The organism is Pseudomonas arsenicoxydans, from assembly GCF_006438915.1.
GTDB lineage: Bacteria > Pseudomonadota > Gammaproteobacteria > Pseudomonadales > Pseudomonadaceae > Aquipseudomonas > Aquipseudomonas arsenicoxydans_A.
Map to the genome: position 1 here is coordinate 61,787 of NZ_RCZE01000020.1, position 14,119 is coordinate 75,905.

12 protein-coding genes are annotated in these 14,119 nt (G+C 54.7%); 11 read left to right on the forward strand and 1 reads right to left on the reverse strand.

Annotated features, from left to right (window positions below):
- The first annotated feature begins 15 nt into the window (after positions 1-15).
- The 9 genes from galU (at position 16) to gorA (ending at position 11,259) form a co-directional block, all read left to right on the forward strand.
- On the forward strand, positions 16-855 hold the full coding sequence (galU, locus tag EAH78_RS30230; protein WP_010460715.1) for a UTP--glucose-1-phosphate uridylyltransferase GalU: 840 nt from the start codon (positions 16-18) through the stop codon (positions 853-855).
- A 428-nt stretch (positions 856-1,283) separates the two neighbouring features.
- The gene (locus EAH78_RS30235) at positions 1,284-2,717 is read left to right on the forward strand and encodes an NAD(P)/FAD-dependent oxidoreductase (protein ID WP_140671803.1); all 1,434 of its coding nucleotides are present in this window, start codon (positions 1,284-1,286) and stop codon (positions 2,715-2,717) included.
- On the forward strand, positions 2,714-3,565 hold the full coding sequence (locus EAH78_RS30240; RefSeq protein ID WP_140671805.1) for a HemK/PrmC family methyltransferase: 852 nt from the start codon (positions 2,714-2,716) through the stop codon (positions 3,563-3,565). The genes EAH78_RS30235 and EAH78_RS30240 overlap by 4 nt, the downstream gene beginning before the upstream one ends.
- 22 nt (positions 3,566-3,587) lie before the next feature.
- The gene (locus EAH78_RS30245) at positions 3,588-4,853 is read left to right on the forward strand and encodes an aminotransferase class I/II-fold pyridoxal phosphate-dependent enzyme (RefSeq protein ID WP_140671807.1); all 1,266 of its coding nucleotides are present in this window, start codon (positions 3,588-3,590) and stop codon (positions 4,851-4,853) included.
- A gap of 48 nt (positions 4,854-4,901) precedes the next feature.
- Entirely contained in the window at positions 4,902-5,237 is a 336-nt protein-coding gene (locus EAH78_RS30250; RefSeq protein ID WP_140671810.1) for a chorismate mutase, read from the forward strand.
- Positions 5,234-7,303 (forward strand): aminodeoxychorismate synthase component I, encoded by a 2,070-nt coding sequence (pabB, locus tag EAH78_RS30255; protein WP_140671812.1) that lies wholly within the window; start codon positions 5,234-5,236, stop codon positions 7,301-7,303. The genes EAH78_RS30250 and pabB overlap by 4 nt, the downstream gene beginning before the upstream one ends.
- Positions 7,300-8,172, forward strand: coding sequence for a prephenate dehydrogenase dimerization domain-containing protein (locus EAH78_RS30260; protein WP_140671814.1), 873 nt, complete (start codon positions 7,300-7,302; stop codon positions 8,170-8,172). Before pabB ends, EAH78_RS30260 begins: the two co-directional genes overlap by 4 nt.
- A 91-nt stretch (positions 8,173-8,263) precedes the next feature.
- Positions 8,264-9,793 carry an MFS transporter gene (locus EAH78_RS30265; RefSeq protein WP_140671816.1) on the forward strand — a complete coding sequence of 510 codons (1,530 nt, stop codon included), beginning with the start codon at positions 8,264-8,266 and terminating at the stop codon, positions 9,791-9,793.
- 107 nt (positions 9,794-9,900) lie between these two features.
- Positions 9,901-11,259 (forward strand): glutathione-disulfide reductase, encoded by a 1,359-nt coding sequence (gorA, locus tag EAH78_RS30270; protein WP_140671819.1) that lies wholly within the window; start codon positions 9,901-9,903, stop codon positions 11,257-11,259.
- On the opposite strand, the gene EAH78_RS30275 is transcribed toward gorA, so the two are convergent.
- A complete protein-coding gene (locus EAH78_RS30275; protein WP_140671821.1) occupies positions 11,256-12,266 on the reverse strand; it encodes a DNA-binding protein in 1,011 nt (336 codons plus the stop codon). The two genes, gorA and EAH78_RS30275, sit on opposite strands and share 4 nt — an antisense overlap.
- A gap of 178 nt (positions 12,267-12,444) precedes the next feature.
- Between EAH78_RS30275 and EAH78_RS30280 the strand changes: the two genes are divergently transcribed.
- Both EAH78_RS30280 and ahpC read left to right on the forward strand, forming a co-directional pair.
- Positions 12,445-13,383 carry a site-specific integrase gene (locus EAH78_RS30280; RefSeq protein ID WP_140671823.1) on the forward strand — a complete coding sequence of 313 codons (939 nt, stop codon included), beginning with the start codon at positions 12,445-12,447 and terminating at the stop codon, positions 13,381-13,383.
- 150 nt (positions 13,384-13,533) lie between these two features.
- Positions 13,534-14,097 (forward strand): alkyl hydroperoxide reductase subunit C, encoded by a 564-nt coding sequence (gene ahpC, locus EAH78_RS30285; RefSeq protein ID WP_027922996.1) that lies wholly within the window; start codon positions 13,534-13,536, stop codon positions 14,095-14,097.
- The last annotated feature ends 22 nt before the right edge of the window (positions 14,098-14,119 follow it).

Consider the following 14,119-nt stretch of genomic DNA (forward strand, 5'->3'; position numbering starts at 1 on the left):
CTTTCAAGGACTTATATGATCAAGAAATGCTTGTTCCCAGCAGCCGGTTACGGTACTCGCTTCCTGCCAGCGACTAAAGCCATGCCCAAAGAAATGCTGCCGGTGGTAAACAAGCCACTGATCCAGTACGGCGTCGAAGAAGCTCTGGACGCTGGTTTGACCGAAATTTCCATCGTCACAGGCCGCGGCAAGCGCGCCCTGGAAGACCACTTCGACATCAGCTACGAGCTGGAAAACCAGATCAAGGGCACCGACAAAGAGAAATACCTGGTCGGTATCCGCAAGTTGCTCGACAACTGCTCGTTCTCTTACACCCGTCAGACCGAAATGAAAGGCCTGGGTCACGCGATCCTGACCGGTCGGCCGCTGATCGGCGACGAACCGTTCGCCGTGGTGCTGGCGGATGACTTGTGCGTAAACCTTGAAGGTGACGGCGTTCTGACCCAGATGGTCAAGCTGTACAAGCAGTTCCGCTGCTCGATCGTCGCCATTCAGGAAGTCGACCCACAAGAAACTCACAAGTACGGCGTTATTGCCGGTGAGATGATTCGTGACGATATCTACCGCGTTCACAGCATGGTCGAAAAACCAAAGCCAGAAGATGCACCGTCGAACCTGGCGATCATCGGTCGCTACATCCTGACCCCGGATATCTTTGACCTGATCGAACAAACCGAGCCAGGCAAGGGTGGTGAAATCCAGATCACCGACGCCCTGATGAAACAAGCCCAGAACGGCTGTGTGATGGCCTACAAGTTCAAAGGCAAGCGTTTCGACTGCGGTGGCGCTGAAGGCTACATCGACGCGACCAACTTCTGCTTCGAGAACTTCTACAAGACTGGCAAGGCTTACTGATAGCGCTTGATCCGGTTGTAAGTTCGTCACACGGTTCGAATCGTGTGACGCCATAAAACAAACGCCCCGACTTGTTCGGGGCGTTTGCGTTTGTGCAAAAAGGAAAATTATTTTCAATTTTTTCTATCTAAGGGCAGTTGTGGCTAATAGCTAATTATTTCTTGATTATTTGTAACTTAAAATTTTATTTTGATTTTTTTGCGTCGAGACTTTTGATCTGAGTAACGAGAGCTAACCGATTAGTTAGTGTCAGTCTTTGTTGGTCTGCGTTGCTTTTTGGTTGGCTGAATGTGTGAAAGTATTTCAAAGATACAATATGAAACACATGCTCTGTTGAACAGCAATGTAACTAAATTATAGAAATGTTTTGTTTTTAAAAGGCGGGAATTAAATTCTCTTGGGTCGTATGTATATCTTGAGGTCAAGACATGGAGTTCGACGTCATTGTTGTAGGTGCTGGCGCTGTTGGCGGTTCAATCGCGTATGAATTGTCATCGCGAGGTTTAAATGTCTGTCGGGTCGGTGAAACGGATCGTGCAAACGCAGCGTCAAGGGCTGCCGGTGCAATGAACGGATGTTTTGGTGAGGTCACCAGCGGATTACTGGCAAGTGACTTTGGCCGACTGAAGCTGGATATGGATCGACAGGCTCAGCAATTATGGCCAGTTTGGGCAGAGCGTCTGGCTACTTCTTCTGGCAACGCGACATCCCTGTTCACCGCGATGGGGACTCATGTTCTGCTCAATACGGCGGGCATGGACGAAGTTGACAGTGTCAACTACGACACCATCGAAAACACCCTGAGTGAGTACGGCGAACCGTACGAAGTCATTGATCCACGCAAGATGGAGTGGATCAAGCCCAATCATCTCGTTCGTCCCCTGCGAGGGTTGTACATTCCGAACGAACATTCAGTGAACGCCCATTTGCTGCTGGAAAAACTAGATGCAGCTTTTGTCGCTGAAGGGGGCACTCTGAAAAATGAGAATGCCCAGCGAGTACTGGCGGAGGGTGGTGTAGCTACGGGCGTAGAGTTGAGCAGTGGGGAGGTGCTCTGGGCCCGTAAAGTGATTGTCGCCGCAGGCGTCCATTCTCTGGATCTGCTGAGCCATTTCGACGATGTGGTAAAGAAAATTCCACCGTTGTTCAGTGGCTATGGCGTGTCCATCCTGGTGAAAATGCCGGAAGGGAGCGAGCTGCCTAGCTCAGTCATTCGCACGCCGAACCGTGCGTTTGCCTGTGGCCTGCACTGCGTCCCTCGTGGCGATGGGATTTTATACCTGGGCGCGACCAATATTATCGCCGAGCAGCCGAAGAAACATGCGCTGGTTTCGGACGTACAATTCTTGCTTGATTGCGCAGTTGATCAGTTGAGTCTGGATCTTCACGGCGCCGACGTCATTTCTATCCAGGTTGGTAACAGGCCGATCCCCGCAGACGGTTTCCCATTGATTGGTGAGTGCGGCATAGAGGGGCTCTGGCTCGCAACAGGCACTTATCGGGACGGGTTACATCAGTCTCCATTATTGGCAAGCTATATAGCTGATTGCTTGACCGGCCTGAAACATATCGGTCTTGATCTCAGTCCTTTTACGCCGGTGCGCGCTCCGCTAACCGGATTTACTCGAGAAGCCACTGTAAAAGAAACGGTGCAGCAAATGTTTGCGACGGGCTATGAGTATCGCTGGGATATAAAGCCTTATTGGTTTCCGCTGTTGGATGAGGGGTTGTCGCGTAACTATCAACAGTTGATAGATGGTTTGCACCCGGCGTTTAGTCCTCCACCGGAATTAGTGGCGTTCTCTTATCTCTACGAGTCGATCCTGAATAGACTCTCTCAGTATTATCGGGAGTGGTCATGAGCCTTACTGATCGCGAATACCTCGCTATTAATCAGGCGCGGGCTATGTTGCAAGAGTCCGGAGTCTGGAGTCTCGAAGATGACTTAAGTTGCCTTGTGGATCGCTTTATCGAGCGGGCGGATAAGGGGCGAGCGCTGGAAGAGTTCATGTTGGCCGTCCAGGAGCGATGCAACCGAATTCCGCTCGGGCATATCGTCGGCACGGTCGACTTTGACGATATGCCACTGGAAGTCGGAAGCGGGGTATTTATTCCGCGTCCCCACAGCAGGGTCATTCACAAATGGATTGAGAGCAGTGCGGAGCTGCGGCCAGGCTCAAAGGTGCTGGATCTGTGTGCGGGCAGTGGCGCAATCGGTCTGGCGATTGCGCGACGCAGGCCTGATCTCAACGTCACTTGTGTAGAGTTTGACCCGATAGCCGTTCAGTACCTCAAACGCAACATCGATCGACTTTCCTGTAAGGGCGTACAGGCTAGTTGCTTGCAGGCAGATATTCGCGACGATCAGGCGTTGGCGCATTTCACTCATCAGATCGACCTGATTGTGGCTAATCCTCCCTACGTTCCGCAGGCTCAGGAGCTGTTGCCTGAATGGGGTGAGCATCATCCTCAAGCGTCTGTTTACTCCGGGGCCGATGGTCTTGAGCTGATCAGGCAGATTATTTCTCTCGCCGATCAGATACTCGTTCGCGATGGCTGGTTGGTCATGGAGCACGGCGAAGATCAGGCCGAAGCGGTGCGAGAACTGTTCAGGCGCAATGACCTGACTGACATACAAACAGTGATCGACAAGAACGAGTCCGATGCCTCGGGCAGCTCGGTAATGACAATCGGCCGCAAACCTCAGTGATTTCTGGACAGGAGCTTTAGCAATGGATGTGCGAGTCAAGCAAGACTGGATGAGTATTCGTCGTGGCAACACCACCGGTGCTCTGACAAACGCTTATGAGGAAGGGCTGACAGGTTTTACCGTTGCGAGTCGTGTAGGCAAGAAACTCACCCTGCAAGAAGGAGGTGTGTACACCGAATTTGTGTCCTGTTCGTACTTGGGGTTGGAAACCCATCCTGCACTGATCGATGCCGCGCACCGGGCTCTCGACACTTGCGGACTGCATCTGTCTTCTTCTCGAAGTGCGATGCGTCCAGCTTACCTGCCGCAACTGGAGGACCTGCTAGGCCAGGTTTATAGAGGTAGCGCGGTTGCAGTGTTCACCTCCACCAGCAGTGTTCATCTAGGTGTTTTGCCCTTGTTGGGCAGTGGATCACTGTCAGGTTATCCCGTTAGAAAGAGAGTGCATTGGCTGATGGATAAAACCGCCCATGCTTCGATGCAGGTTCTAAGGGGGATTCTGGAGCAATTCGGGTCTGTTTCCAGGGTCGAGTCGACGGACCCGGAGTTGATGGCCGTTACGCTGAAAGGGTGCGCGAATAGGGGTGAAACCCCAGTGCTCTTGATTGACGGCATTGGCTCGATGAGTGGCTTGGTGCCCATCGCCGAGCTTTCCCAGCAGTTGGAGTCTGCGCAGGGATATCTGTATGTAGACGATGCGCACGGTATTTCGATTGTCGGCCGACATGGCGCGGGTTATGCGTTTTTTGCGGTAGATCATTCGTTGCCGCCAAACGTCATTTTGGCCGGGTCACTTTCCAAAGCCTTTGGCGGCGCGGGTGGTTTTGTTGTGATGTCGGATCCACAGGATGTAGCGATCATTCAGACATCTGCGAATCCTTTGATATTCGGCCATTCGATTATGTTGCCGATGCTCGCGGCGAACGTTGCCTCTGCGCAAATTCATCTCAGTGAAGAAATTGATGTGCTGCAACGGCGCCTCTGGAAAAACGTGAGCCTTTTAGACGCGGTTACCGACAACCAACTGCTCAACGCAGGTATCCAGTCGCCAGTTCGGGGAGCCTTCTTTGAAACGGAGGAAGCCGGATTGCAGGCTGCGAGAGCCCTGCGGGACCAAGGCATGCTGCTGTTCCCGGTTTTCTATCCAATCATCGCCAAAGGCAAGGCAATGCTGCGTTTTGCAGTTTCGGCCGACCACAGTGAACAAGACATCAGGTTGCTAGGGACTGCCCTGCAAGCGTTGTCGAGAAATGGGACTTGGACACCCACTATCTGCGCGCCGGCTTAAGTCTGACTATCGAATACCTTGCAGAAATTGGCTAATGGAGGTGCATGAATGCAACAACATGGACAGTTATCACAGGCAGGAGCGTCAAAAATTTTGCAACCGCTGCGAGAAAGGCTCGACTCGATAAATCTGCAGGTTGTCGATCTGCTTTCGGAGCGTATGAAGGTGTGCATGGGTATTGCCGAGCTTAAAGCCGCACATGGTATTGCCATGATGCAGCCCGGGAGAATTTCCTATGTGCTGGAAATGATTAAGGACAGATCTCAGGCTTCAGGACTAAGGCCGGAATACACCGAGTCGATATTCAAGCTGATTATTGCGGAGACCTGTACCCAGGAAGACCTGTTGATCAATCAGCGTCTGAGCCGGGGCCTTTCCTCATGAAGATACTGCTGATTGATAACTTCGATTCCTTTACCCAGAACATTGCTCAATATCTGTTCGAGGTAACGGGGGTGTGCGCAGACATCGTTAAAAACTCTGTTTCGTACAGCGAACTCGGCATCGAAAAGTATGATGCAGTGGTGCTGTCGCCTGGACCGGGACATCCCGCTGAAGAGGACGATTTTGGTGTCTGTGGCAACGTCATTTTGCATTCTCCTGTGCCGATACTCGGCATCTGCCTGGGGCATCAGGGTATTGCGCAATTTCTTGGCGGGTCAGTGGGGCATGCTCCCAGTCCTGTGCATGGTTATCGCAGCCGCATCACGCATTCAGGCAGAGGGCTTTTTCGCGACTTGCCCGAGCAGTTCGAGGTGGTTAGATACCACTCGTTGATGTGCACGAGCCTGCCGGCAGAGCTTCAATGTACGGCCTGGACGTCCGAAGGTGTGGTTATGGCAATCGAGCACGTTGCCAGACCGATCTGGGGCGTTCAATTCCACCCGGAGTCCATCCATTCGGAATATGGGCATGCGTTGCTAAGTAACTTCATACGCATGGCACTTGAACACAATGTGAGTATGAGACGCCGACTGGAGTCGGGTGCAGAGTGCGCATCGTCAAAAAGCGCCTATGTAGCAGTGGGCGGCGAGCTGAATATGCAGCTCGCCTACCGTGAACTCCCCGAGGACCTGGATCCTCAGGCGGTATTTTCATCTCTTTATGCAGGCGACCGCTTCGCTTTCTGGCTCGACAGCGAAAAATCGGATAGACCGAATGCGCGTTACTCGATCATGGGCAGTGGGGTGACTCATGGAGCCATCAGATTTGAGTACGATGTCACTGATGAATGCCTGGCGCTTGAAGGACCCAGGGGCATAAAAAGCATCAAAGGTGACTTCTTCACTCTGGTTGCACAGATTTTCGAAGCGGTTCAGGTCGCAACTCCACAGTACTTGCCGTTCGGTTTCAAGGGCGGTTTCGTCGGTTACCTGGGGTATGAGTTAAAAGGATTGACGGGAGGGCATAAGGCCTATCGGTCGGGTTATCCGGATGCGGCATTTATGTTTGCACCGCACTTTTTGGTCTTTGATCATCAGGAAGCTAAAGCTTATCAGTGCATGATCACTGCCACCGGAGAAGCGGCCGTTTGGCCGACTCTACCCGACGTTACTGAACTTGAAGATAAGCCCGCGCTACATGACAGAGCCTTTGTTCCAGGTGCTGTTGATCAATTGAGCCTATCGCTTGAAGATGGGCCGGATGATTACATCACCAAGATCAACCGGTCTTTGAAGTACATTACTGATGGGGAGTCTTATGAGATTTGCCTGACCAACCGGGCAAAAATGACGTACGACGGTGCGCCGTTGAGTGCATACAAGCGGATGCGTCGGGCTAGTCCGGTACCTTATGGTGCCTATCTTTCATTTGCGCAGTTCTCGGTGCTCAGTGCATCGCCGGAGACTTTTCTCAGGATCGATGACAGCGGAATGATCGAGTCCCGGCCGATCAAAGGAACGAGGCCGCGCAGCAAACAGATTTCTGAAGACCAGATGCTGCGCGATGAGCTTCTGGTTTCAGCCAAGGACAGAGCCGAGAACCTGATGATCGTCGATCTGGTCCGTCACGATTTGAATCAGGTGTGTCGTCCGGGAAGCGTACATGTTCCCGAAATTTTCTCGGTCGAGAGTTTCTCGTCGGTACATCAACTTGTTTCCACCGTTCGCGGGCACCTTCGCTCTGAAGTGGCAACGCTTGAGGCCATTCGCGCCTGTTTTCCAGGTGGCTCCATGACCGGGGCACCCAAGAAGCGCACTATGGAAATTATTGACGTGTTGGAATCCTCGGCACGAGGTATCTATTCTGGCGCGTTGGGCTGGTTATCTTTCAGTGGTGCGGCAGAGCTGAGTATTGTCATACGCACAGCTGTTCTCCAAGACGGCGAGGCGACGTTTGGCATCGGTGGTGCGATCGTTGCGCACTCAGATCCCCAGCAGGAACTTGAAGAGACATTGGTCAAGGCAAGCGTGCCTTATTACAGTTTTGTCGCAGGGAGCGAAGCATGATGGATGACACGGTAGTCGTGTTGGGCGGAGCGGGGCTGGTGGGGTCCCTCATCACCCGAATACTTATCCAATACGGATGTAATGTCCGCGTTGTGGATCGCAGGCCTCCAGAGCAGCAATGTAGTTTTCATGAGGTCGATGTCACCAGCCCGTTCAGCAATACCGGGCACATTTTTCAAGGGGCGACGGCGATTGTTTTTGCTCTGCCGGAAAGTGTCGCGATTCGGGCAATCCCATGGGTGCTTGGGGCCGTTTCGGACAAGATAGTATTTATTCCGACCTGCTCTGTTCAAGAGCCTTTTTACCGAGCATTGAAGAATGCTTCATCCCGCCAGCCTTTTGTCGGGATCAACCCTATGTTTTCGCCCAAGCTTTCTGTTCAAGGGCGTACCGTTGCTGTTTGCCTGGACGAGGAGGATTCGCCTTCAACCTTTATCGAGCAATACCTGCTCGGTGCAGGAATAAAGATTAAGCGAATGACGCCTGTTGCCCACGACGAGCTGATGGCCCTTTGTCAGGCATTGCCTCATGCCGCCATTCTTGGCTTCGGCCTGGCGCTGGCGAAGTGCTCACTGGATCTTGAAAGCGCGCTCGAAGTGATGCCGCCGCCAATGCGCACGATGATGGCATTATTGTCTCGCGTTCTGGTGAATCCGCCCGAAGTCTATTGGGACATTCAGCTGGAAAACGACCACGCCATCAAGCAGCGTGAGGCACTGGCGGAAGGAATGAAGCGTTTGACGGAGAGTGTTCGCAGCCAAGATTACGACGGGTTTCGCTGTGATCTCCAAGGTGTTTCAAATGCATTGGGCCGCCGTTTGAATTCGGGGGCAGTCGATTGTCAGCACGTGTTTTCACTGCTGAACTGATCCATACACGGCAGGGAAGTCCGTAGGAAAACGTTTCGCGGGGACATGAAAAATGCCCCGTGGAATTACCTCTGTATAAGGACCTTAATCCATGGTTTTAACAATTGAGTCTGCCCGCCGCAAAGCTGCATCAAGACGCTGGTTCAGCCTCGGCGTATTGATGTTGCCAGTGCTGCTGGTAACGGTTGATAACACCGTGCTTGGTTTCGCATTACCTAAAATCGCGGAAGCCTTGCGTCCGACTGCCAGCCAACAATTGTGGATGATCGACGCGTATTCGTTGGTTCTCGCGGGGCTGCTGGTGTCGATGGGTAGCCTGGGTGATCGGGTCGGGCACCGTAAATTGTTGCTTATCGGGTCGCTCGGGTTTGCTGTGGTATCGGTGTTGACCGCGTACTCCGAGACGGCCATTCAGCTGATTATTGGGCGGGCTTGTATGGGAGTTTTCGGTGCGATGCTGATGCCTTCCACATTGGCATTGATACGTTCGGTATTTGAAGATCGAGAAGAGCGCAGGCTGGCGGTTGCGATCTGGGCAACGACGTTGACCGCCGGTTCGGCACTGGGGCCTTTGGTGGGTGGGGTGTTGCTGCAGTTCTTTGATTGGGGCGCGATTTTTCTGTTGGCGGTACCAGTCCTGATCCCGTTGTTGGTATTGGGGCCGCTATTGCTCCCGGAATCGCAGCGTGATGCGTCGGGCCCGCTGGATCCGATCAGCATTCTCCAGTCGATGGTCGCACTGGGTAGCATCGTTTACGGTATCAAACATGGCGCCAGCGAGGGTGTTGACGGGGTCGTGCTGGGCACCTTTTTGGTCGGTGCATTGGCGGGCTGGATGTTCGTGCGGCGGCAGTTGCGTCTTCCTGTACCCCTTATGGATATGACCCTGTTTCGCAACGGCACCTTCAGCGGGTCTGTTTTGATCAACCTGATGAGTCTTGCGTTCCTCGTCGGCTTCGTTTTCTTCACCACTCAGTTCTTGCAGATTGTCCTTCAGATGTCGCCCTTGAGTGCGAGTCTGGCGTTGGTGCCGGGGCAAATCATGGCGATCGTGGTCGGAATGGCAGTCGTGCCGGTCGCACAGCGGGTACCCGTGCATGTGTTGATACCGGTGCTGATGGCCTTTGCCGGCGCGGCGTTTTTGCTGGTGGCCAGCATGGGCAGCAGCCTCGCGGTGTTGGTAGCGGCGTTCGCGTTGCTGAACATCGGCGTAGGCGCTATTGCGACGGTTTCCAATGACGTGATCTTGTCGGCAGCACCACCGGCAAAGGCGGGAGCCGCTTCCGCCATCAGTGAAACCGCTTATGAAGTAGGCGTGGTGCTGGGAACGACCGTGCTTGGCGGCCTGGTCACGGCCTGCTACCGCGCAGAACTGCATCTTCCGGCGTTTTTGAGCGACATTCAGACGACGCTTGCAAGTGAGACGCTGTCTGGTGCTCATCATGTGGCGTCAGGTCTGGCGGGTGATCAGGCACAACAATTGATGCAGCAGGCAGGAGGTGCATTTGAAGGTGGAATCGCTTTGGTTTCGTGGGTCGCTTTCGGCCTGGCGTTGATGGCGATTCTGATCGCCTGGCGCACGCTGCGGTTACCAAAAGCTCAACCGGCAGAATGCCATTGATCGAAAGCGTAAGGCTCGAACGGTTTGTGTTGTCCATCTGTATAACAGTAGAAGCTTGCTCAATAAGCGCCTGCGGGTATGCTGGTTGCCTGCCGAGGAGATTGAAAATGGCCTTTGATTTTGATTTGTATGTGATTGGCGCCGGTTCTGGTGGTGTGCGAGCTGCGCGATTCTCCGCCGGTTTTGGCGCAAAAGTGGCCGTGGCCGAGAGCCGCTATCTGGGCGGCACTTGTGTCAACGTCGGCTGTGTGCCGAAGAAGTTGTTGGTCTACGGAGCGCACTTCGCCGAAGACTTCGAGCAGTCGTCCGGTTTTGGCTGGATGCTGGGCGAGGCGCAGTTTGATTGGGCCACGCTGATCGCCAACAAGGACCGTGAGATCAATCGCCTGAACGGCATTTACCGCAACTTGCTGGTCAACAGCGGCGTGACCTTGCATGAAGGCCACGCCAAAATCGTCGATCCGCACACCGTTGAGATCAATGGCGAACGCCACACCGCTAAAAATATCCTGATAGCGACCGGTGGCTGGCCGCAGATCCCGGAAATCCCGGGGCACGAGCATGCAATCAGTTCGAACCAGGCGTTCTTCCTCAAGGAACTGCCAAAGCGCGTTCTGGTAGTGGGCGGTGGTTACATTGCCGTTGAATTCGCCGGTATCTTCCACGGGCTGGGCGCCCAAACCACGTTGCTGTATCGCGGTGAGTTGTTCCTGCGTGGTTTCGATGGTGCGGTACGCAAGCATTTGCAGGAAGAATTGACCAAGCGTGGCATGGACCTGCAGTTCAATTCCGACATTGAACGTATCGACAAGCAGCCTGATGGCAGCCTGAAGGTGACGCTCAAGGATGGTCGCGAGCTGGAGGCGGATTGCGTGTTCTACGCGACTGGCCGGCGTCCGATGCTCGATAACCTCGGGCTGGAAAACACCGGCGTCAAACTCGACAAGAAAGGCTTTGTCGAGGTCGATGAGCAGTATCAGACGGCTGAGTCGTCGATCCTGGCGCTCGGCGATGTGATCGGTCGTGTGCAACTGACGCCGGTCGCCCTGGCCGAAGGCATGGCTGTGGCACGACGCTTGTTCAAGCCAGAGCAGTACCGTCCGGTGGATTACAAGATGATCCCGACCGCCGTGTTCAGCCTGCCGAACATCGGTACCGTTGGTTTGAGCGAGGAAGACGCTCGCGAAGCCGGCCACGAGGTGGTGATCTACGAAAGCCGCTTCCGACCAATGAAGCTGACCCTGACTGAATGTCAGGAGCGCACGCTGATGAAGCTGGTGGTGGATGCCAAGACCGACAAGGTGTTGGGCTGCCACATGGTCGGGCCGGATGCCGGCGAGATCGTGCAGGGCTTGGCGATTGCCTTGAAGGCAGGGGCGACCAAGCGCGATTTCGACGAAACCATCGGCGTGCACCCGACGGCCGCCGAAGAGTTCGTCACCATGCGTACGCCTGTCGCCGGTTAATCGTCCTTGGCTGCGTCTGGCGCTGTTACAACAGCAGTCTCCAGGCGCACGCTTTCATCGAGGCTCGCCTGAGTCTTGAGCAATTCAATTTCCAGTACTTTGTTAGCCTGCGTCTGCTCGTCGACGCTCTGTTTCAGCGACTGACTTTCCAGCAGGGCGACGCGCAAGCGTTCCTGGAGGAGGGTGCGTTCGCTGTCGATGCGGTTGACCTGTTCCAGCAGTTGGTCCTGCCGGCTATTGGTGTGTTTGAGTTGATCCTGCAACAGGCTCAGCTCCCTCTGGGCACCGCGGTTTTCGGTGAACAAACGCTCATTATCGCGGTGCAACTGAGTGATCTCGTCCTGACGCACCATCGCGCTTTGCTGCGCTTGGCGTAACTCCATCTGAATCTGCTGCACCTGGCTTTCGTGGCGGCTTTGTTCCTGCTCGCGCTGTTCCTTGACGGCGTTGCGGTAGTGCTCCAAGGCCTCGCGGGCGTGCAGGTGCTTTTCTTCCAGTGAGCGAATCTGCTCGTCCTTGTCCTGCAAGCGTAATTCGAAGCCGGCCAGCGCCTGATTCAGCCCGGCATTGCGGGTTTGCTCGGTTTGCAGCGTGGAGCGGGTTTCTTGCAATGATTCGGATTCCTGGGTCAGCGCCAGGCTTTGCATCTCGTACTGCTGATGCAGTTCGGTATTGGCTTCCTGGGCCTCTGTGAGCTGGCTTTCGAGTGCTTTGCGCTGCTGGTCGAAGTGCTCGCGTGCCTGGTCGATAGGTTCCTGGGCCTTCTCTTTCAGGCGTTGGGCCAGGCGTGAAACCAGGTCCGCCAGTTCGTCATCGATAGGTTCTGCCACAGGCTCGGCGCGTTCACGGCCATCATCCAGTTCTTTCAGGTAACGATGAATCGTGGTTTTCGAGCCTGTGTTTCCCATTTCGATTCGTACTGCATCGATGCTTGGGTTCTCGCCACGGGCGAGGATCGCCAACCGTGCCGCTTGCACCACTGCTTTGTTTACGCCGCCACGAGCCATGAGTTCTCCTACGATTTCGTACTGTGGTACATGCCACTAAAGTACGCAGTGTACCATCTGAAAAATAAAGATAAATGATGTCGGTTTGTCATGCGGGATATACTGGTATTACCCCGCGTGATGAGCCACACGGCGCGATTGCACCCGCCATTGCGGTACGTTTTAGAGAGTTGAGCTGATGACCGAGCTGGATCGATACCTACAGGCCGCCACGCGCGACAACACCCGGCGCAGTTACGGGGCTGCCATTGAGCATTTCGAAGTCACGTGGGGCGGGTTTCTGCCGGCCACCGCCGACAGCGTCGCACGCTATCTGGTGGCGTATGCAGGTGCGTTGTCGATCAACACGCTGAAGTTGCGTTTGTCGGCGCTGGCGCAGTGGCACAACAGCCAGGGATTTCCCGATCCGACCAAGGCGCCGGTGGTGCGCAAGGTCTTCAAGGGGATTCGTGCGTTGCACCCGGCTCAGGAAAAACAGGCCGAACCGCTGCAGCTGCAGCATCTGGAGCAAGTGGTCGCATGGCTGGAGAAGGAAGCGGCAGAAGCCAAGGCAATGCAGGATCAGCCTGCGTTCTTGCGGGCTCGGCGCGACATGGCGCTGATCCTCCTGGGGTTTTGGCGCGGGTTTCGCAGTGATGAGCTGTGCCGTGTTCAGATCGAGCACGTTCAAGCGATCGCCAGTTCGGGCATCACGCTCTACTTGCCGCGAACCAAGAGCGACCGCGAGAACCTCGGCAAGACTTACCAGACCCCAGCTTTGCAGCGCCTATGCCCGGTGAACGCCTACATCCAGTGGATCACCGAAGCTGCGTTGGTTCGCGGACCGGTGTTCCGGGGTATTGATCGCTGGGGGCACTTGAGCGAGGAGGGGTTACACGCCAACAGCATCATCCCGCTACTGCGCCAGGCCCTGGAGCGTGCCGGCATTCCCGCCGAGCACTACACCAGTCACTCCCTGCGCCGTGGCTTTGCCAGTTGGGCCCATCAGAGTGGTTGGGACTTGAAGTCGTTGATGAGTTACGTGGGCTGGAAGGATATGAAGTCCGCTATGCGCTATGTTGAAGCGAGCCCGTTTCTGGGTATGGCCCGGCTCGCGGAAAAGCCATTGGCGCTGTAGATCACGTTTTCTTCTATTAATACCGTCGGCTAATAGCGAAAACAAATCAGCAGCATGAGGTTTGCCAATGAGCCATCCGGGGATCGAGTGGGTAGGATTCACCCCATCAACTTGTTAACCCAACTTTTCAACCCTGACGGAGAGTCATCGATGCCTATCATCAACAGCCACGTTAAACCATTCAAAGCTGACGCCTTCAAAAATGGCGACTTCGTAAAAGTGTCGGACGCTGACCTGAAAGGCAAGTGGTCTGTCGTTTTCTTCTACCCGGCTGACTTCACCTTCGTTTGCCCGACCGAACTGGAAGACCTGGCTGACAACTACGACGCGTTCCAGAAACTGGGCGTCGAGATCTACAGCGTTTCCACCGATACCCACTTTGCCCACGCTGCCTGGCACAACACTTCGCCAGCGATCGGCAAAATCCAGTACACCATGATCGGCGACCCGACTCACGCCATCTCCCGCAACTTCGACGTGCTGATCGAAGACGCAGGCCTGGCTGACCGTGGCACCTTCGTGATCAACCCTGAAGGTCAGATCAAAATCGTTGAACTGAACGATGGCGGCGTTGGCCGTGACGCTTCCGAACTGCTGCGCAAGATCAAGGCTGCCCAGTACGTCGCTGCTCACCCAGGCCAGGTTTGCCCGGCCAAGTGGAAAGAAGGCGAGGCCACTCTGGCTCCGTCCCTGGACCTGGTCGGCAAGATCTAAGTCTGTGAGCGCTTCATCAGGG

Excerpts from the sequence above, each read along its gene's own strand:
- galU (WP_010460715.1), top strand. The coding sequence starts at position 16 with ATGATCAAGAAATGCTTGTTCCCAGCAGCCGGTTACGGTACTCGCTTC.
- EAH78_RS30235 (WP_140671803.1), top strand. The coding sequence starts at position 1,284 with ATGGAGTTCGACGTCATTGTTGTAGGTGCTGGCGCTGTTGGCGGTTCA.
- EAH78_RS30240 (WP_140671805.1), top strand. The coding sequence starts at position 2,714 with ATGAGCCTTACTGATCGCGAATACCTCGCTATTAATCAGGCGCGGGCT.
- EAH78_RS30245 (WP_140671807.1), top strand. The coding sequence starts at position 3,588 with ATGGATGTGCGAGTCAAGCAAGACTGGATGAGTATTCGTCGTGGCAAC.
- EAH78_RS30250 (WP_140671810.1), top strand. The coding sequence starts at position 4,902 with ATGCAACAACATGGACAGTTATCACAGGCAGGAGCGTCAAAAATTTTG.
- pabB (WP_140671812.1), top strand. The coding sequence starts at position 5,234 with ATGAAGATACTGCTGATTGATAACTTCGATTCCTTTACCCAGAACATT.
- EAH78_RS30260 (WP_140671814.1), top strand. The coding sequence starts at position 7,300 with ATGATGGATGACACGGTAGTCGTGTTGGGCGGAGCGGGGCTGGTGGGG.
- EAH78_RS30265 (WP_140671816.1), top strand. The coding sequence starts at position 8,264 with ATGGTTTTAACAATTGAGTCTGCCCGCCGCAAAGCTGCATCAAGACGC.
- gorA (WP_140671819.1), top strand. The coding sequence starts at position 9,901 with ATGGCCTTTGATTTTGATTTGTATGTGATTGGCGCCGGTTCTGGTGGT.
- EAH78_RS30275 (WP_140671821.1), bottom strand. The coding sequence starts at position 12,266 with ATGGCTCGTGGCGGCGTAAACAAAGCAGTGGTGCAAGCGGCACGGTTG.
- EAH78_RS30280 (WP_140671823.1), top strand. The coding sequence starts at position 12,445 with ATGACCGAGCTGGATCGATACCTACAGGCCGCCACGCGCGACAACACC.
- ahpC (WP_027922996.1), top strand. The coding sequence starts at position 13,534 with ATGCCTATCATCAACAGCCACGTTAAACCATTCAAAGCTGACGCCTTC.